This is a genomic window from Pseudoalteromonas sp. P1-9 (assembly GCF_001399975.1).
GTDB lineage: Bacteria > Pseudomonadota > Gammaproteobacteria > Enterobacterales > Alteromonadaceae > Pseudoalteromonas.
Window position 1 is genome coordinate 1 of sequence record NZ_LKBD01000054.1, and the last position, 18,445, is coordinate 18,445.

Here is an 18,445-nt window from a genome sequence, read left to right on the forward strand (position 1 = left end):
CCACATGTATTTTTAATAATACTGGCAACTAGTTATCAACTTTGTTAAAACTAAAGCATTCAGAAAAGTGCGCGATTGCAAATCAGAAAAATGCGCAATTTGCGCACTATTAAATTGTTAGGCTTAGGTCATCCCTAAAGGAGAATTGCTTGGATAATTTATCGGTTTACTTTCTGTTGAGCGACGATGGGTTCGAGATGAGTTTCAGTCCAGTTAATGACAATACATTGGACGTTTATATTGAATTCATGTCTATCTTTGGTGAGCTGGAAGAGTCGAATCTCAATATTTCTCCCGCACAGGTTGCGACCGTTAGCCTTAAGAATAATCTATGGGCATTCATCGACAAATATAAAGACAAAGTTCCTGTACTAAATAAATTGAAAAGTAAAATCGACTCTGTAGAAAATGACAGCTATTTTCTAATTTTGCCAAATAAGCCTGAAGACACACAAAAAATATTAGATCTTGAATTATATCTTCAAGCTCTTAGCTCCACGGATGATTCGTCCAAAGTGCAAAACCTGTTTTTTCAAAAGAGAGATGAATTTAATAGTCACTTTGAGGATCTTCTCAAAGAGTATAATCTAGTTAATATTAGAAACGACCGAAGAACCTACATTGGAGAGAGAACGAAGTCAAAAAGAGTATGTCGGTTTTGTAAAAAGTCCGAGAATGATGGCGCAACCTTTAAAAAGGTTGCGCATGCAATATCCGAAGGTCTTGGAAATAAAAATATTATTCTGTACGAAGAATGTGATGCTTGTAATGAGTACTTTGGTGCGAATATTGAGCCAACATTGGTGGAAAATCTGGATATTGCTAGAGTCTTTTTTGGGGTTAAAGGGAAAGGTGGTGTACCTTCAATTAACAAATACAAAGATTCAAAGCTCTTTCAGAACGATAAGGGCTCGGTGATTCAAGCTCCAAAAATAGACGTGGTATCAGAAAAAGAGATCACTGTAACGCTTGTTTCGCATAAAAAATATGTACCTATTAACATCTATAAGGCGTTGTGCAAGATTGCACTGTCGGTGGTTGATCAAAAAGAAATAGCTTACTTGGAAGATACTATTTCTTGGATGAAATCCTGTACCCCCGGAGCTAATGTACCTAAAGTTGCGGTGAGTTTGGATCGCGGTTCAATTGCTACTTTCCCGTCGATTACTTTGTATGTAAGAAAAACTGAAAACTACAATCACCCTCATATAGTTGGCGAATTTAAAGCAGCGGGTTTTATTTATATATTCATCGTCCCGTATTCAAGGAAAGACAAGTGTTCTTTCGTTAAGGAGGAAGAGTTCGATAGCTTTTGGAGATTTTTTCCACAGTACAGCGCTTCTAGTGACTGGAGATTCGATGACTACAATAATAGCAATGAGATTGAGCTAACTGAAAAGCTAAGGTTTGTGCAGAATGACAAAGATCAAGCCTAACAATCGGCTCCACGCAGACGCCCAAACCTACGCTCTTTTTGTGGGCTTCGCTGCGCTCACTTTACCACAAAAAGCTCTCCGGTTCGGGCGCTGGTGAGCCGGGCGTTGGTACCTTATCAAACTATGGAGATTAAAATTGAATAATTGGCCAATATCAGGGAGGGATGTCCATTTTCTCGGTGGTATTCATGCAATTAATTTACCTTTATCTAATCAAGTTAAGATTTACCCAAGCACCATTGATGGTAAATCGGTAGTGATAACGATTCCAACATATCAAAACTTATATAAAGGATTAGCTCAAGTAGGATTAAGCGAACTAGTTGGTACAGAGTTTTATACTGATGTATCTCATGTCGATGGTAGTGCTCCATCAGAATGGAGAGTTCATACAGCTTACAAATCAAAATCATGGTCTCACACAAAAGCTATTTGGCACTGGTCACATGTATCGAATCAAGGTCATAAATTAAAGGATGCGTTCTTGTGGGATATTGCTAAACGAATATCTCATCAAATTAGTACGTTAAATGAATCATTTAGCGTACTGTCCCATAGATACAGAAAGCAGCTTATGGGGCGATGTGTACAAGAAAAAATTGAAATAGGAAGTAAATTTGAAGATGGATTCTCAAAAGAGATTTATAACTCTTTTCAGCACTTTTTATTTGACGCATGTACTTTAAGGGATTACTTATCCGAATTTATTTTTCATTTCATATTAACAGATGATGAAAAGTTGGATGTACAGCACATGAATATGACATCTCGTATATTCAAAAAGTACTTCAAAGATAAGAGCCAACCTACATCATTTAGAGCTAACTATAAAAATGCTTGTGATAAAAACGGTTGGTTAAATATATTAGGCTCATATCGCGACTTAGTTACACATGCTTGTCCAATGTCAATGGCTGGTGGCCATCTATGGATTCGTGTTGAAAGCGTAACTTTGCACGAAGGTAAGTTACTTCCTAAAATTGTCGCACCAATACCATTAAACCCAGAAGCAATAAAACTTGAACGAAATACATTAGAGTCATTTGATAAATTTGATCAAAAGTTGAAAGAGTTCTTTGGTCAATCGAACGATGAAAAACAATCCCACGATATACTAACTTACTCAAAAACTGTAATGGTTAATTTTTCAAACTTCATCTGGGAGTTGGCTGAAGAAAGCCCATATAAAGGCATAAAGCATAAAATTGCAGATAATGATGTTATCGGTAAAATAAAAATAGTAAAACGGTAGCTAACAAGTGCCTAAACCAAAGGACTCACTAGAGTAAATAACTGGGCCGCGACATACCACTAGGGCTGGTTTTTCCTAATTGAACTATCAACAAGAATAAACAAGCCCTATGGTTTTTGTGTAGATGAAGACGTGAGTACTACTCGTCACTCCAGTCATCATCATCAAATTTTTTGCGTTTAGATTTGTGACTTAATTTAGCTTTCGGTTTTTCCTTTTTTGCTTTCTTGTGTGCTTTGTTCTTCTCAAGATAACTACCTTGATTTTGCTCATGCTTCATCGAAACTCTCATACGACCGTGTTACTTCATTGCGAGAACTATTTGCACTCGCTCTGTGGCTCACTTTATATAGCGCTTTTAAGTACTTGCGCCATAAGCGCACCTCGTATAATCCAGACTCAGCATCCACATTGATGTTATCAACAAAGTTTTGCTCCGCCTCGTTACTCGGTGCCAATTCGCCACAATACAAGCCGTTTAACGTATAGCCATAATTAATTAAAAAATTTGCCTCAGGAATAGTGAAAAAGCCAGCCCTATCGATGCCACCAGGAAAGTGTTCATCGTCATAAAATTTTCGACCACCTAATCTAATTTCAGCTGCCATATTTTTAATCTCAACATGTTAGTAAATTAAACCTTGCCCACATCAACTATTGATGCGCTCGCAAGTGAAAAATAGTTAAATTTTTCAAAGAAGAAAATCAAAAAATTATTATCGTGAAGATAAAAATTTATGGTGATAAAAAAGAGCGAAAAAACAGCCCGATTTACGCTTAATTAACGGCCATAATTTTCATCTTAGAAAGACGTTAAATAAATCAAAGGAACTGCAAAAATTTAAAACTAAAAGTGATTAAAAACACATTAAAACAAACATTTACTATAGATAGAACAAAACGAGATGATACATTACACACAACACGAGATTGCGTGTAATGCCGTGCTAAATAGTGCTAAATTGCGTCGAATGCTTCAACTAAAATTCCTTTTCCAAAGTGATGCAAAATCTCGTCTTCAAAATAAGTTTGCTGTTGTTGAGTAAATGCCCCTGTCGCGTCGGTTACAACATACGTTGTATAACCTTTGTCATGCGCTTCTCTGAGCGTAGATTCAACACACACATGCGTTGCAAAGCCAGCAAGGTATAGTGTTGTGATATTGTTGTTTCTTAGGTAACTATCTAAACTGCTACCAGCAAACGCCGATGCACCCGAGCGTTCAGAAATAACAAACTCACCTGCTTTTGGCTGAAAATTAGGGTGAATATTTGCCATATCACCTTGCCATGTTTTGGCTTTTTAATGGCGGCACGCAACCCGAATTGCGCGTTGCCAAAAATTTGATAATTAGCATCGGGTTTTAATGTAACGTGTACAATATGCATTTGATGCTGACGTGCTTTTGCTAATAATTGCTGAGATTGGCTAATAGCCTGTGCAAATGCCTTTTTATCTTTAACCAATAAATTTCTTAGTGTGCCTTTTGGCGATACCCATTCATTTTGGTATTCAATCAGTACTAACGCGCTTGTGTTTACCTGTTTCTTTGCCAATACATGGCAACTAAAAAACAGGCAGCAGATGACTATTTGGCAGTTGAGTAAATTTTTCATAACAATTCCTACAAAGTAAATGTAGCAATAGTGTGATTTGATTAACCTGCGTTTGCCTTAACATTTGATAAGGCATTAATTCTTATTTTTTACACGAGATAAGGTAACGTCTGTCATACCAAGATATGAAGCGATGTGTTTAAGCGGTATTTGCTGACAAAGTGCTGGGTATTTATTTGAAAAGTAAGCGTAGCGTTTTTTCGCGTCTTGCTGCAAAAACATTAATTCGCGCTCTATTTTGTCTTCGAGCAATTGCACTGTTAAACAATGAAATAAGCACTGACTAATACTGCAATCTTTTAATAGTTCAACCACTTTAGCGTAAGCAATATGATAGCCATGTACCTCAGTCAAAGTTTCAACATAAAAATTCGATGGACCTGTTATTGCCGACGGCGCGATTGGTGCCAATATGTCACCTTCACCAAAAAAACCTTTATTTGATTCTTTACCCTCTGAGTCGAGGTAGTACAGGCGCACAAGTCCTTGTGAGATAACATAAAAATCTTGCCAGTGTTCACCTTGGGCTAACAACGGCGTGTTAAATTTAAAGATTACGGGCTTTAATTCTTTAGCAAGTAAAGCCGCTTTTGCTTTACTTATGCCTTTAGACTCTAAAAATACTAAAAGTGGCATATCCATTTGCGATACCTATCCAACTTGTGTTGGCAACCATACTATTCGCAAACAACCAACAATGCAGTAACACATTACAAGTTATATCTAATCTTTGCTAAAACACCGAATGTTGTGCGCTTTAAAAACATGACCTACAGACCAAAAAATATACAGACGCAAAACCCTAAAAAAAGGTGCTAGCAACGCCAGCACCTTAAAAACCTTAGAACGTATAATTCGCAGATAACGACACAAGGCGTCCGTTACCCGGCGCTACGCCCCAATCCATGCCCTTTGCGCCTGCAGATACCCAATATTCTTTATCAAATAGGTTTTCAACTTTAAAGCGCAGCATTAAATTAAGGTCGCTAAAGTCATAACGTACGCCCGTATCAACGCGCGTATAGCTTGGCAGTGATAAGCTGTTTTGTAAGTTTTGTTGGCGCTCACCAACGTAAAAAACACCGATATTGGCGCTTAACCCAGACAAGCCTTTAAGCGAAGCATCATTACTTAGTACCTCACTTAACGTACGCGCAAGTTGATTATCGATAAGTTGTTCTGAAAACGACTGAATGGAAATTGGCAGCTGCAAAGGATCTTTAATGCCCAGGGCAGCGGCGTTCACATCGCGGGCATCATACATTGGGGCGCGTGTGCCCAATACTTCAATATGTTCGAGTGACTTTTCGGTATTGGCATAAAGGGAGAGCGATAATAGAGAGAGGTAAGGCACACACGCCATTATTTAACTTCATGGTTTTAAGGTCCGTTTAAAAAAACAAAATAATACATTATAACATATGATTTCAAAGGCACTTGCCAACACATAACTGTCGCTTTTGTGTTTGAATAAACGAACAAATATCTTAACTAAAAATTAGCGTTATTCTTGGTTAGATTAGCTTAAAAGATTCATGTTGAAGCACAAATGTTGGATAGTGTGTTTACATCTAAATGTGTAAACACATTTCAGGACAAGGCATGCTATTCAACAATAAAGCCTGTTTTTAAACAGGCTTTATTTTTCACATACACTTTTGTGCATTGGCAAAGTTAAACACGGGTTAAAACCAAATAATGTAGTTACCAAGTGCCGCAATCATTACACTTACCACAATACACAATGTATTGAATAAATAGTTAACGAAACCTCCCTTTACGTAATCGCCTGCGATTTGCCAACCTGCCAGCATGCTATTAAATGATAAATAATAAGGCTTATACTCGCGATTACTTTAAACCAATTAGCGTCTAGCAACCTGATGAACGATGTATAATTGTCGACAGGAAAAGTAGCAAACACAAAAACAAAACACAGACTAAGTAGCACAATAAATAAATTAGCGATCCGCTGAAAAATCCACTGTTTTGTACCGTGACGATTAATGTTTAAACTAGCCAAACCCAGCCTCCTGCAATAATGCTTACCACCAGTGCCAAACCAATCGTAACGCGAGAAATCGCAATGCCGCCTGATAACTCTTCAAAATAACCAAACTCCTGAATAAAGTGTTTAACACTTGCAAGGCAATAATATGCCAATGCAGTTAACCCACCCCAAACTAAAAATTGGATAAAAAATACATCATTAAAATAGGACTTCACTTCGTCAAACTGCTGTTGAGAGCGACTCGCATAACAAATAACAGGGATTAAACCTACTGAATAAAACCAAATGATTACTGCACAAATTCGATGCAAAATTGATGCGTAGGCAGTAATGGGTAACGCCATGGTATGAATTGCCAAATTGACTGGCCGCTTATTTTTCATAACATAAAACCAAAATTATAGAGTGAAAACAAATCAACACTAACGATAATCATTATCAATCTCACACATTTAAATTAACACCTAATCTCACTGTGTTGATGATTAATCAGGCAAAGTTCGACACGTTTTTGTATGAAGTTGAAAAGAATGGATTTAATAAACACAGTGCACCGACCACATAAAGCTTGATTTTGATAATAGCTATCATTAGCATTAGCGACAAATTGACTGTTTTAATGATTTCAATGCAGCCTCCCTATACTGCCGAGCGAATTTATCAACATTGCATGCCGTTAATGCAGCAACACCTCGCCAAAAAAGTAGCATGTAGCGAAACCAGAAAAGATCTTTCGCAAGAGCTTTACCTTAAGCTTATGCTCGTTGAAAACTGGCATAGCATTGGCAATATTAATGCCTATGTCACAACCATGTTGAACAACTTAATTATTGATTTTTATCGCAAAAGCAGTAAAGAGTTAGTTGATGATGTCGATCTGGATTCACTTAAAGCCGATACCTGTCCAGAACTACATGTTGGCCAGCACCTAGCCATTGAAAAAATCCAGCAACTGCTCGATAAACAAAAGCCCGAAATGAAAGATTTAATTTGGCGCGCTAAAATCAATGGCGATAGCTGTCGCAATATCGCGTGTGATAAAGGGCGCTCACTGAGTTGGGTTGAAAAGTCATTGGCGACTTTGCAAAGTAAATGCCGTCAGCTTATTTGGGGGTCACAGCATAATGATTAAATACTGGTTAATTCGCTTACAAGCCAAGCGCTGGTTAACAAAAATGCGCGCTGACAACGTAACTTACGAGCAACAGCGCGCTTTTGTCGCTTGGTGCAAAAAGTCTAAACAACATCAAGATACCTACTTTGCTGAGCGCGACATATTACTAAACAGCAACAGCAATAAAGCACCTCGTTTAGGTCATTCATTGGCGTTTTTATCGTTAGCGGCATTTGCGCTGACAATTTGGCTTTTCAAAACGCCCAACACCAGCAAAGTAGCGCCATCATTGGTGTACTTTAGTGCCGAGCAAAGCCCTGTAACCTTAAGCGATGGTTCAGTAATCGAGTTAAAAAAACCCACTAAAATTGCCGTTGCTTACAGTCAAAACGAACGCATAATCAAATTGCTTGAAGGAGATGCCTGGTTTGATGTTGCAAGCGATGCTAGTCGACCATTTCGCGTTGAGTTTAATAATAAGCAAGTCACCGCGCTAGGTACGTCTTTTTTGATCAATACGTTAGGCGTGGCAAAAGTGGTTGTAACTGAGCATAAAGTCAGTGTTACCAACACCCAAACCAAGCAAACGCAGCAACTTGCACAAGGTGAAGGGTTAATTTTATCAAATAAACATTGGCTGAAAATGCACGCAAGCGAAATTAATGCGGCGTTGGCCTGGCGTGATGGCAAACTGATCTTTAATGCAACTCCCCTTGGCGATGCAATTAAGCAGTTACAACCTTTTGTGGATTACAAAATCAGCGTCGTTAATCAGCAACACCTAAATTTAAAGGTAACCGGTAATGTAAATACACAATCGCCTGAGTTTGCACTGTCTTTGTTATTGGAAAGCTTAAATTTAAAGCAAATGCGCAATGCCAGTAACGATCTCATAATTTATTAAAAATAATTTACGGTTTTTCATTTTTAACGCGTTATAGATAGTAAGAATTATTTTTATTAAGGTTAAAAATGAAAATCCTCCCACTTGCATTAGCTATTTCAGCAGCCTCTCTTTCTACGATTTACTCACCTGTTGTGCTTGCCAATACGCAAAGTGTTAATCAGCTTGTTCAATTTGATATTAATGCATCCTCGTTACGCCAAGGCTTAGCTGAATTTACACGCGTTACCGGCATTCAATTATTTGTAAACGATGCGCTATTAAACGAACAACAAAATGCGCCGCTTAAAGGCCAATTCACTGCGGCTCAAGGCCTTACGTATTTGCTCAACCAATCAAATTTATACGCTGAGTGGAAATCACCGCAAGGTGTAGTGCTAAAAGCAAAAGCGCCGCAAAGCCAAAATTCGCAAACGACGAGCAAACCATCAACAACTGCGCCATTAGATAACATTGAAGTAGTGCAAGTAAATGGCTCTCGTATGCAACAAGGGCTGACCAGTGTTGCACGTCAAACCAGCTATTTTTCAGCAGCCGATATCACTAATGCAATGGCCGCGAATGCAAACTTAGCTCAGGTAATTGGCAAACTAGTGCCCGGTGTATCGCCTGCCAGTCAAACCATGACGAATTTTGGTTTAACATTACGTGGGCGCAATTTACTGGTATTGATTGATGGTGTGCCAATGAGTACTAACCGTAATGTGTCGCGCGACCTATTTAATCTTGATCCATCACTGATCTATTCAATTGAAATTGTACGTGGTGGTAACGCCATTTACGGTTCAGGCGCAAGCGGTGGTGTAATGTACATCACCACTAAAACGGCTAAGCAATCAAGCACCCAAACACGTGCAGAATTAAGCACTAGCTTAACTAAAATTTCAAGCGATGCCGCCACTTATAAACTTGGTCAAAGTATTGCTGATCAACGTGATAAGCTGTCGTTTGCAGTAGACTTTGATATCGCATCGACCGGTGCCTATTTTGATGCAAATGGCGACAGAATTGCACCAGAGCCAAGCCAAGGTGACCTATTTGACAGCACTCAATTTAGCCTTCACGGCAAGGTCGGTTATCAGTTTAATAAAAATGCAGAGCTGTTTGCCAGTGTAATGTGGTTTGATTCAAGCCAAGACACTGAGTTCGCGTCAGATCCAAGTGTTAACTCGCTGCCATTACATAGCGTAAGTGCAAAACCGCGTAAAGGCCTGGTATTAGCTGAACAAAATAGTGCCGACAACTTAATGTTTAACCTTCATTATGTTGACAACGATTTATGGTCGCAGCTATTTTCTGGCCAGCTTTATTATCGCGACTACGAAACCCGCTTTTATCCGTTTGACGGTCGCCCATTCGCCTCTTGGAATCATTTAGGGCAAGTTTACCTTAATGCGCAAGTGCTTGGTTTTAGAAGCGCATTTAGCCTGCCAATTAGCAATCACACCGTTATTTATGGCCTAGATGGTAATTTTGAATCGACTAAAATGCCGATCACAGCATACGACCCTGAAGTATTTGATAATAGTAACGGCTTAGAGTTCGTCAAACTCGAAGATAAAACCTTTATGCCAGAAACCGACACCAATAACATTGCCGCATTTGCGCAATACAAGTACCACACAAATTGGGGTCTTGATGTAGATGCCGGAGCACGTTTTGAACATATTCGTGTTTCGTTCGATGATTTTACAACTCTTGGCCAAGGTAATTCTGTTGATGGTGGCAGCAAAAGCTACGACGGCACTATGCTAAACGCTAGCGTAAACTATAGTCTAACCGACAATGTAAAAACCTATATCGCATTTGACCAAGGGTACGAATTACCTGATATTGGTCTGCTACTTCGCTACGCATCAAGTGATTTTGACATCAAAAGCAGTGAGTTAGAACCCGTAACCTCAGATAACTTTGAAATTGGTTTTAACTATCAATCGGATAACGTTACCGTTAATGGTGCGCTCTTTAATTCAACGTCAGACCGTGGGCGCGTTAAAAGCAGTGGCTTTGGTTTAGACTTGCGCCGCGATAAAGAACGAATTTCAGGTATCGAGCTGGACGTAAACTATTACCTAACGGATGCCCTAAGCATGATGGCGTTAGTGAGCAAAATAAACGGTGATGAAAAACCTGAAGGCACCGACAAATGGCGCGAAATGAATGGTTTTAGAATAGCGCCATTAAAAGCAACATTCGCAACCCAATATCAGTACGATAACATTAATCTGCAAGCGCAACTAAACTATGTTGACGGTCACGATTACCGCTTAAATGGCAACACCGGCTTTGGCCGCCACCAAACAGATTCGTATACCACACTCGACTTATTCGCCAGCATTGAGCTAGACCAAAGCGTTGTAAATATTGGTATAGAAAACGCCACTAACCGCGAGTATTACCCGCTTTATAGTCAATTATTACGCTCTAACGCTAATACTAGCCATATTCCTGCGAAAGGTGCGATGGTGAAACTCACTTATCGCTATAACTGGTAAACTAACACGTCAATTTATTAAGCGTTAAGGGCATACGCCCTTAACGTTTTAGCGCGCTACATTGGTGTAATTTGCTCGGTCTACTTCTCGCTCAATATTAATGCGCGACGGGATAAAGGTATTGTAACCTGGCTGCCCACCAAACCACAATTGCGCATCACGCTCTTCACGTTCAACAATGTAAAACACTCTATCGCCGTTAATAATGGTACTTGCAATGGGATACCAAAAACGTTTGGCAAAAGGTAGGCGGTTAATTTCAATATTTTGCGCCCCCACCTGATAACTCACCGCATCACTTAGCACAAAATTGATGCTGCTTAATCCGTTTTGGTCTGGTCCCTGCCATGCAACACCATCGATATTTTGCACTGTGTGACTGGTAAACAACCAGCCCCATAAGCGTTCTGGAATAAGCAAGCCATTGCTATCAAACGAACCCGGGATCCACGAATTGATTTCACCATTCCAGTAATGGGTGCTGCTTGTTGGCTGCAAATAAGCACTATCGAGTACAAAGTTAGTTTGCCCTTTTACCCAAATATCATAGGTAGCAAATTCACCTTCTGGCGTACTGAACTGAGAAAACACACCGTATTCTAATCCAAGTTGGTCTATGATTTCGCTCGTTTGTACAGCGCCATTTGGATATTGGATCACCAACTGGCCCGCATTGTTTACCTGCCAGTTTGCGGTAATATCGGATATTTTGCCGTTGGCCAAGCCATTTGAATCAAACATAATTACATCGGCGTACGAGGTGGTAGGATAAATATAATCATCATAAGCGCGTTTACCTTCCGAGTAATTATATTGCCCGCCCCACAAACCAAGCACACATGCAACACCATTGCTGCAGTCCGCTTTAAACGCAATCGGCTCAATATCAAGCCTAGATCGAAAAGTTTGCTGACCACTGCTGATTTCAATTTTATTATTTTGCAGCGTTAAGGTATCTCCATTCGTTAATTGAATTGGTGGCGTTCGCTTTTCAACGCGCGTTTAAACATTAATTACATCAACTAACGCACCATCAACAACACGAGTGTAATTTTGCGACAGCGTTGATTGATAAAACACGATTTGGTCATCTACGCCACCGCCCGCATAAAATGCATCAATTTCAGCCTGATCGTCAGTAAGCGATTCAATATTGTAAGTTAGTAATTCTTGCTCGATAGGGGTGGTATAGGTTGTTTCGATTCGACCATTGGCAACATGCCACGAATAGCCCGCGTTAATTGCTTGCCCATTCCATGAGGTAAAACTGAGCTTGCTTCCAGTACCTGTTGCGTTAAATTTAAGTGCTGAGCCACTGCGTGATAAATATCCAGGTTCGGCGGTATCAATGGCGTAATAAAAACTTGGAATATCACTTTCATCGAATCCTGCCACTAAGTCACTGTCGGCTAAAATTGCGTTTTGCGCTGCGATTAAATCTGCTTCGGGTGTGTTCTCAATAAAACTCTCAACCGCACTTTGCGATGACACAAATTCAATAATACTGTTGTATCCATCGGGCAATTGGTAATTTGCATCATCAACAATCAATTTAATGACCGCCGCTAATTCAATCAACTGCGATGCATCAACTGCGGTTTCAGCTTGCTGTAATTCAGTAATATTAGTGGGTTCTTGAAAGCCATTTGCCGCAAGCGTTAATACGTAACTCGCAGTTGTTACGTTCGTAACATTATGAGAGTCATCTTCTAATACTTTTGCAAACGACCCTAACAAATTAACGAAGTTAATTTCATCGCCAGTTTGCGCATCAAAGGCCGATGATTCTATTTTCACAAGTGTTTCAATTGTAGTGGTTAAAATCGTCAGCGAATAAGCACCGTTTTCATCGGCTGTAGTCGTAAAGGTATACCATTAACGGTAACACTAACACTGGCATATGGAATGGGTTCATCCGTCACTAAACCCGATAATGTCGCACTGTAACCGCCGCAAGAACTCACATCGGTAACATCTGCGCTATCAATTAAAGTGGTATTGTTATTCGCAACAGCGGCTATTTTACACGGCACATAAATGAGATCTTCAATTTGCACTTTCGCATTAAAGCGTTTATTTTTCACGATTTCTGAATGAAAAATAACGTCTAGATTGTCGGCATCTCGTAAGGTTAACGACGTATTTTTACCAAAGCCTTTTAGTTCACCTTTAACTTTAAGCCAAGTTTGCTTGTTGTTAACCGACACATTTTCGATTTCAACCGACTGAGTGCCCGCCCAACTCGCTGGTGAGATTGCAGCGGCGCTCAGTAACGCCGCCATAACTAACTGTTTAATCATTGCTTTTCCTAAATCTGAGTTGTTTTCCTCAGAGTTAGATTAGACGTTACTAGGCAGTTGTGATGTTTCGCAACTGAACACGCGCTTTTAAATCGCTTACTGTTGCGAGAAAGGTGACACCCACTTATACAAGTTAGTGTGTGATTAACGCAAAAGCAGTAAAAACGCTCTCATCCAAAACTGAGGTTATTTAGTTTATTAAGTACCACTTAAAAACAAATGCATCCCTACTGCTCAATGCTTCATTCAGCCTAACAACTGTTTGTTAATTGATCAAATTATTGCAATAGTTTCACGTTTTAAAAGCCCAAACCGTCGCAAAAAACGTGCTTTTTACACTACTCTCAAAAAAAACGTTAAACATCAAAAATTTTACGTTTATCATAAAACTTTATTTGACAAGCATAAATTTCACGATTAATTTATAAGCATGAGTATACGAATCAACCTAGATATAGAACTGGCAAAAAATAAAATGTCATTGAAACAATTATCGCAAGATATCGGTATTTCAATGACCAATTTATCGCTGCTTAAGAATGGCAAAGTAAAAGCTATTCGGTTCTCAACATTAGAAGCAATTTGTTCGGCGCTTAATTGTCAACCGGGCGATATTTTGCAATATGAGCACGATCATTCAGACGCTGATCTGGATACATAACGAAAGGACGTATTATGACTTCTCGCGATAATTTTATATCCGCTGGGGCCGCTGCTTTGCTAGCAGTGCTATTTCCATTTTACTGGATCACGTTTTTGGGCCAAACCTTTGATGGCTTTGAAGCCGCTCTTAAACAAGATCTACTCACATTCCATTGGCGTGATTTACTGTTTGTATTGATTGGCGCATTAGAAGTGTGTGTTTATTTAAGCTTAAGCAATCACCTAAAATCTCACTTTAATGCCCGCTCCGCTCGTATTTTGCTGTGTACTATGGCCGCAATCGTCGCCATATTTCACTCAACAGTGTTATTTGATATTTATTTAGCCTTAACTAACCAAAATACGCTTTCAGAAAGTACAGGCTTGGTCGCGATGGTAATAGCGTTTGGTTCTCTGGGGCTATATACATTATTCGCGGCTGTTTTTTCAATCGTATGTTTACTTAACAAACATTTGCCGCCACTGCTCAAGGTATTTTCGGTGTTAATGTTATTAATGAGCATTCTACAAATGACCCTTGTTTTGTCTTTCACCAACGTATTCCTATTCCCTGCTGCACTGCTGGTACTGTCTATTTACTTTGTGAAAGACAAAGAAGAACTGGAAGTAATTTAAGCCATACAAGGTAATGAGACAAAACAAGGATATGTTATGCGTTTAGTTAAAGTACTTATAAGCTTTATTGTACTCACTTTGAGTTGGAGTTGCGTTTGCCTTTATGGCGCATTAAATGGTTGGTGGTTAACACCGCTTGCCAAACAAGGCGATACGGCCGCATTTATTGCTAAGGTTCAACAGCGCTTTTTAAACGAGGCAAAAGGAAATTTTGCCATGGTTATTATTGAGGACGGGCGGGTTGTTTCGAAACAATTCACACCATCAATAAATTCAGTAAATGATGATACCCTCTTCCCTGTGGCGTCAATGAGCAAGTTATTTACCGCATATGGTGTGTATCAATTGGCACAACAAGGCGACATTGATTTAGATGCACCTATTGCTAATTACCTAACAGCAGCATGGCAATTACCCGCATCCAGTTTCAATCATAATAAAATCACCTTGCGCAGTTTACTGTCCCATACCTCGGGGTTAACCGATGGCTTAGGCTTTGCCGACATTAGTAAAAGCCAGCCAATGCCTAGTTTAATTGAGTCATTAAACCACCCTAAAGGCGCGCGCGGTGACGTTAAACTTGAAATCGGATACGAACCAGCAACTCAGTGGCAATATTCGGGCGGCGGTTACCTAATTACAGAACATATCATCGAAAATGTGACTAAGATGTCATTTGAAGATTTTATGGCAAAAACCATTTTCAGCCCGCTATCGATGTATCGCGCCAATTATGCATTTATCGAAACGCACAGTAATGTGGCACATCCTTATGATTCGGCTGGCAAAAAAGCGCCTTTTTATCAATATGTAAGCCCTGCCGCAACGGGGTTACTGGCTAGCACTAATGACCTTACTCAGTTTGTATTGGCCTTACAGCAAACGGATAAACACACTAAAAATGCCATCAACACATTAAGTAAACCTCTCGGTCATAAACTAGGGGCGCCAATTTGGGGCATGGGTGCGATGCTATATGCCCCGCTACCGGATGGTAAATTTATTCTCGGTCATGATGGCGCAAATGAGCCCGCAATTAACAGCGCACTTCGCCTCAATCCAACTAATCACGATGCAATCATTGTGTTAACCTCTGGCGGAGAAAATCTTGCAACCGCTATCGCATCTGAATGGACCTTTTGGCAAGCAGGTATACCCGACTTTTTAACCTTCGAACGCGCGATTCGCAGTGCCTTTTTACCCATAGGTTTAGGCGTAGTCGTAATTTTGATCGCTCTTGCTCTCGTTTACCGTCAACGGGTTATCTCAACGTAAAGTGACGAGTAGAATACGTGTCAGCATAGAGCATGGCTGGCACGTAAAACGTATTAAAACGATTACTTGGTGGCGTCACTGACCAGCACTTTACTGGCTAAGCCCACCAGTAGCACGCCGGAAATGCCATCTAAAACACGGGTAAAACGCGCTGAATTTGCTCTTTTAAACAGCCAACTGCCCAATACCGCGTAGAGTAAATTACATGCCGTTGCTAATAGACTGAAAACACACCCTAATAACAGCAGCTGAAGCGCAACATCAGCAGACGATGTGTTGATAAATTGCGGTAAGAACGAGAGAAAAAATAGCGCTACTTTAGGATTTAAAACACTTACAATTATTCCTTGCAAAAATACATTGTCTGAAGCGCGTGATTTATCGTTTAGCACGACCTGACTTTCACCACGCCACATCGCGTAAAGTGACTTAATACCGAGGTAACATAAATACGCTGCTCCTAACACCTTAACTAGGGTAAATGCCAGTGCAGAGCTTAAAATTATCGCCGACAAACCAAGGCATGCAGCTAAGGTATGTGCAAAATAACCAACGCCCAGTCCCATTGCCGCTTTTAATCCCGTTGTCATTTTACCTTTCATTGTGTTTGATACGATGTAAATCACATCGGGTCCAGGAATTAAATTTATTGCCAGGCAAGCAATAACGAATATAAGTAATGCGTTTAAATCCATATATTTTCCTATTCGTGTTTCTTAAGCGGTGTTATGTCAGGTTAATCTATACTCGTGGGCTTAAATTAACTCTCCTTTTTCTCAAGGTTAACGTAAAACTATTCTTTAAATTTAGTATGTTATTGCGCACTTTTGTTTAGGACTATGTTAAGTCCTTCATTCTCTTTCGGGGGCTCGAAATATTGTGTCACATGATGAAACATTGCTTCTGTATCAAAATGCGATCGCTCAGGTTCTGAAATACGACGCTTGGCGATTTGTGCAAGACACGTTGCATTACTCACATCTAAGTAGATAACTTTATGTTGGCCATTAATTTCATCACTCAATGAACGTAACCAAGCGCGTTGCTTTACGGTATTCGCAGGAAAATCCATTACTACATGACTACCCGTTGCTAACATACGCTGCACATGCGTTTTCACAAACGGTTTAATCAGATTTGCATAATGAATATAGTCATCAAACAACTTAATTTGCTCGGGAAAGTGCGCACTTAACCATTCATCTTCAGAAATCAAAACGGCGTGCGTTTGCTTCGCTATCAGGCTTGCTTGGGTTGACTTGCCCGCTCCCATCTTGCCGCAAAAAAAGGTTAAATTACCAAGATTTTTCATAAAACATCCTGTAAGAAACGTGCGATTAAAGCGTTAATTTTGCGCGTTCAATTGCTGCTGCAATGGCCATTTTTGCCTGCGGGCTGTTTTTCCAACAGCTCGTTCTTAACATTGAGGCGACCATTTCGGCAATATCATCAACACTGTATTGGGTTAAGTCAGCAAATGAATGAATGCCTATTTCTTCAAAGCGCTTTATCACGGTTGGCCCAACCCCTTTAACGGCAAGCAATGCCGCTTTTTCTTGGCTTGAAAATACCATTACAACTCCTTGTAAACATCAAAATAAATTATTAAAAAATATCAGCTCTAAAAGGTAATTAACCCGTGTTCAAATCGTTTATCACCGTTGGCGGCAGATAAATTGTAAATTCGTTGATAGGTTCAATTAAAACACTGTACGGCGACTGTTGCTCTTGGTTATTTACCAAGTTTAAATCCGATAACAGCTTAAAGCTTGCAGATTTTAGCTGACCAGGTTTTACACGCAATTCGTCATGCCATACCCGATACGTGCCAAGTTTTTTATCTCGACGATAATAAAACCCCGCAAGCGGATGGGTTAAATAAACCAGCGCTGATTCTGTATCTGGAAAGCCGGGGAAATGTAGACTATCGCTATCAGATTGGCTTAGCTCAACAGATGCCGCTGCCCATTGGGAACGTGTTTCCATACGATACTGCTGGTACAAGCCTGTCGACTCATCAAAAATACAATCAAACCGAATATTGCCCGCATGCCATGGCAAATTCCACAGATAACGCGGTACCGCTAAGGTCCATGAATCAAGTGTGGTGCCTAAAAACCACACACAACGCTCGCCCGTTTCACTATCAATAATATAGATACGGTAATTAGTTTGCCCCATAGTGAATTTGGCAAACGGAAACACTGCCGAGGTAAAGTCAACATCAATAAAGGGTACTACCGAGATTAACGCCATCTGCTCGCCATTTAATTCAATGGTATCGAGTAAAAAGCGCTTCGGAAACAACCCTGAAAATCGCTCTGCGGGCACCGCATAAGTTATGATGGCAAAATGCTTTAAGCCGCATAACACATCAATGCCAGTGGGTTTAGGTCGAGCGGTGAGATAATCCTTAAATTTACGTGAACTTTGCACGCTACCTCCTTGAAATTCTTACCTCGATTTATAACACGTTAATTACACGTATGTCACTGCAATGTAGAAGCGGCTAAGAGTTTGGTTTAAAGGGATTGTGTTATGATGTTAAACAATCGAATTGGTATAAGAAACGCGGCCACAAACTAGCATTTTCTTAGAAAGAGTAACCAAAAATAAGCAAAATGGTGCGGCCATTTTGCTTATTTTATACCAATTCTGTTAAGTATGTGATCACAGATAGCGCTGGATAAATGAAATGGTAACAAGGCGGAATTTTTCTTATGTAGTTGTTCTACATTGATAAATTCTAACGCAGTTAGCATGA

General features: G+C 39.9%; 22 protein-coding genes. 8 read left to right on the plus strand and 14 right to left on the minus strand.

The annotated features are described in order from the left end of the window. The first annotated feature begins 149 nt into the window (after nucleotides 1–149). On the plus strand, nucleotides 150–1,436 hold the full coding sequence (locus tag AN214_RS20470; RefSeq protein WP_054981419.1) for an HNH endonuclease: 1,287 nt from the start codon (nucleotides 150–152) through the stop codon (nucleotides 1,434–1,436). Nucleotides 1,437–1,572: 136 nt separating this feature from the next. Then, entirely contained in the window at nucleotides 1,573–2,688 is a 1,116-nt protein-coding gene (locus AN214_RS20475) for a hypothetical protein (RefSeq protein WP_054981420.1), read from the plus strand. A 139-nt stretch (nucleotides 2,689–2,827) separates the two neighbouring features. Here the strand turns inward: AN214_RS20475 and AN214_RS22770 are convergent, their stop codons facing one another. The 7 genes from AN214_RS22770 to sdhC form a co-directional block, all read right to left on the minus strand. Then, nucleotides 2,828–2,968, minus strand: coding sequence for a hypothetical protein (locus tag AN214_RS22770; protein ID WP_157813594.1), 141 nt, complete (start codon nucleotides 2,966–2,968; stop codon nucleotides 2,828–2,830). Further along, nucleotides 2,958–3,296: a DUF413 domain-containing protein gene (gene maoP / locus AN214_RS20480; RefSeq protein ID WP_010558808.1), complete on the minus strand. Its 339-nt coding sequence runs from the start codon at nucleotides 3,294–3,296 to the stop codon at nucleotides 2,958–2,960. Before maoP ends, AN214_RS22770 begins: the two co-directional genes overlap by 11 nt. 349 nt (nucleotides 3,297–3,645) lie before the next feature. Further along, nucleotides 3,646–3,966, minus strand: coding sequence for a cysteine hydrolase family protein (locus AN214_RS23205; protein WP_200911150.1), 321 nt, complete (start codon nucleotides 3,964–3,966; stop codon nucleotides 3,646–3,648). Next, nucleotides 3,873–4,304 (minus strand): isochorismatase family protein, encoded by a 432-nt coding sequence (locus AN214_RS23375; protein ID WP_200911151.1) that lies wholly within the window; start codon nucleotides 4,302–4,304, stop codon nucleotides 3,873–3,875. Before AN214_RS23375 ends, AN214_RS23205 begins: the two co-directional genes overlap by 94 nt. 75 nt (nucleotides 4,305–4,379) lie before the next feature. Then, nucleotides 4,380–4,946 carry a Crp/Fnr family transcriptional regulator gene (locus AN214_RS20490; RefSeq protein ID WP_054981421.1) on the minus strand — a complete coding sequence of 189 codons (567 nt, stop codon included), beginning with the start codon at nucleotides 4,944–4,946 and terminating at the stop codon, nucleotides 4,380–4,382. A 199-nt stretch (nucleotides 4,947–5,145) separates the two neighbouring features. Further along, entirely contained in the window at nucleotides 5,146–5,667 is a 522-nt protein-coding gene (locus AN214_RS20495) for a TonB-dependent receptor (RefSeq protein ID WP_054981422.1), read from the minus strand. A gap of 647 nt (nucleotides 5,668–6,314) precedes the next feature. Beyond that, the gene (gene sdhC / locus AN214_RS20500) at nucleotides 6,315–6,698 is read right to left on the minus strand and encodes a succinate dehydrogenase, cytochrome b556 subunit (RefSeq protein ID WP_054981423.1); all 384 of its coding nucleotides are present in this window, start codon (nucleotides 6,696–6,698) and stop codon (nucleotides 6,315–6,317) included. A gap of 245 nt (nucleotides 6,699–6,943) precedes the next feature. Here sdhC and AN214_RS20505 point away from each other — a divergent pair, with 245 nt between their 5' ends. From AN214_RS20505 to AN214_RS20515, 3 genes are all read left to right on the plus strand, one after another. After that, nucleotides 6,944–7,447, plus strand: coding sequence for an RNA polymerase sigma factor (locus tag AN214_RS20505; protein ID WP_161805704.1), 504 nt, complete (start codon nucleotides 6,944–6,946; stop codon nucleotides 7,445–7,447). After that, nucleotides 7,440–8,333, plus strand: a complete 894-nt coding sequence (locus tag AN214_RS20510; RefSeq protein WP_054981425.1) for a FecR domain-containing protein — start codon at nucleotides 7,440–7,442, stop codon at nucleotides 8,331–8,333. Before AN214_RS20505 ends, AN214_RS20510 begins: the two co-directional genes overlap by 8 nt. A 68-nt stretch (nucleotides 8,334–8,401) precedes the next feature. After that, nucleotides 8,402–10,828 carry a TonB-dependent receptor gene (locus tag AN214_RS20515; RefSeq protein WP_054981426.1) on the plus strand — a complete coding sequence of 809 codons (2,427 nt, stop codon included), beginning with the start codon at nucleotides 8,402–8,404 and terminating at the stop codon, nucleotides 10,826–10,828. A gap of 48 nt (nucleotides 10,829–10,876) precedes the next feature. Here AN214_RS20515 and AN214_RS23090 read toward each other — a convergent pair whose 3' ends face one another. From AN214_RS23090 to AN214_RS23100, 3 genes are all read right to left on the minus strand, one after another. Then, nucleotides 10,877–11,665 (minus strand): hypothetical protein, encoded by a 789-nt coding sequence (locus AN214_RS23090; protein WP_235576784.1) that lies wholly within the window; start codon nucleotides 11,663–11,665, stop codon nucleotides 10,877–10,879. A 165-nt stretch (nucleotides 11,666–11,830) separates the two neighbouring features. Then, nucleotides 11,831–12,625 carry a hypothetical protein gene (locus AN214_RS23095; RefSeq protein WP_235576785.1) on the minus strand — a complete coding sequence of 265 codons (795 nt, stop codon included), beginning with the start codon at nucleotides 12,623–12,625 and terminating at the stop codon, nucleotides 11,831–11,833. Nucleotides 12,626–12,654: 29 nt separating this feature from the next. Continuing rightward, on the minus strand, nucleotides 12,655–13,128 hold the full coding sequence (locus AN214_RS23100) for a hypothetical protein (protein ID WP_235576786.1): 474 nt from the start codon (nucleotides 13,126–13,128) through the stop codon (nucleotides 12,655–12,657). A 430-nt stretch (nucleotides 13,129–13,558) separates the two neighbouring features. Here AN214_RS23100 and AN214_RS20525 point away from each other — a divergent pair, with 430 nt between their 5' ends. From AN214_RS20525 to AN214_RS20535, 3 genes are read left to right on the plus strand one after another with little or no spacing between them, the layout of a single operon-like run. After that, nucleotides 13,559–13,789, plus strand: coding sequence for a helix-turn-helix transcriptional regulator (locus tag AN214_RS20525; RefSeq protein WP_054981427.1), 231 nt, complete (start codon nucleotides 13,559–13,561; stop codon nucleotides 13,787–13,789). A gap of 14 nt (nucleotides 13,790–13,803) precedes the next feature. Further along, complete coding sequence (locus tag AN214_RS20530) at nucleotides 13,804–14,406, plus strand: hypothetical protein (RefSeq protein WP_054981428.1); 603 nt, start codon at nucleotides 13,804–13,806, stop codon at nucleotides 14,404–14,406. Between the two features lie 36 nt (nucleotides 14,407–14,442). Beyond that, nucleotides 14,443–15,681 carry a serine hydrolase gene (locus AN214_RS20535; protein ID WP_054981429.1) on the plus strand — a complete coding sequence of 413 codons (1,239 nt, stop codon included), beginning with the start codon at nucleotides 14,443–14,445 and terminating at the stop codon, nucleotides 15,679–15,681. Between the two features lie 62 nt (nucleotides 15,682–15,743). On the opposite strand, the gene AN214_RS20540 is transcribed toward AN214_RS20535, so the two are convergent. From AN214_RS20540 to AN214_RS20555, 4 genes are all read right to left on the minus strand, one after another. Then, entirely contained in the window at nucleotides 15,744–16,376 is a 633-nt protein-coding gene (locus AN214_RS20540; RefSeq protein ID WP_054981430.1) for a LysE family translocator, read from the minus strand. A gap of 119 nt (nucleotides 16,377–16,495) precedes the next feature. Then, the gene (locus AN214_RS20545; protein WP_082428653.1) at nucleotides 16,496–16,993 is read right to left on the minus strand and encodes an ATP-binding protein; all 498 of its coding nucleotides are present in this window, start codon (nucleotides 16,991–16,993) and stop codon (nucleotides 16,496–16,498) included. Between the two features lie 25 nt (nucleotides 16,994–17,018). Further along, on the minus strand, nucleotides 17,019–17,255 hold the full coding sequence (locus AN214_RS20550; protein ID WP_054981431.1) for a helix-hairpin-helix domain-containing protein: 237 nt from the start codon (nucleotides 17,253–17,255) through the stop codon (nucleotides 17,019–17,021). 58 nt (nucleotides 17,256–17,313) lie between these two features. Beyond that, nucleotides 17,314–18,117 (minus strand): DUF2071 domain-containing protein, encoded by an 804-nt coding sequence (locus AN214_RS20555; RefSeq protein ID WP_054981432.1) that lies wholly within the window; start codon nucleotides 18,115–18,117, stop codon nucleotides 17,314–17,316. Nucleotides 18,118–18,445: the final 328 nt, after the last annotated feature.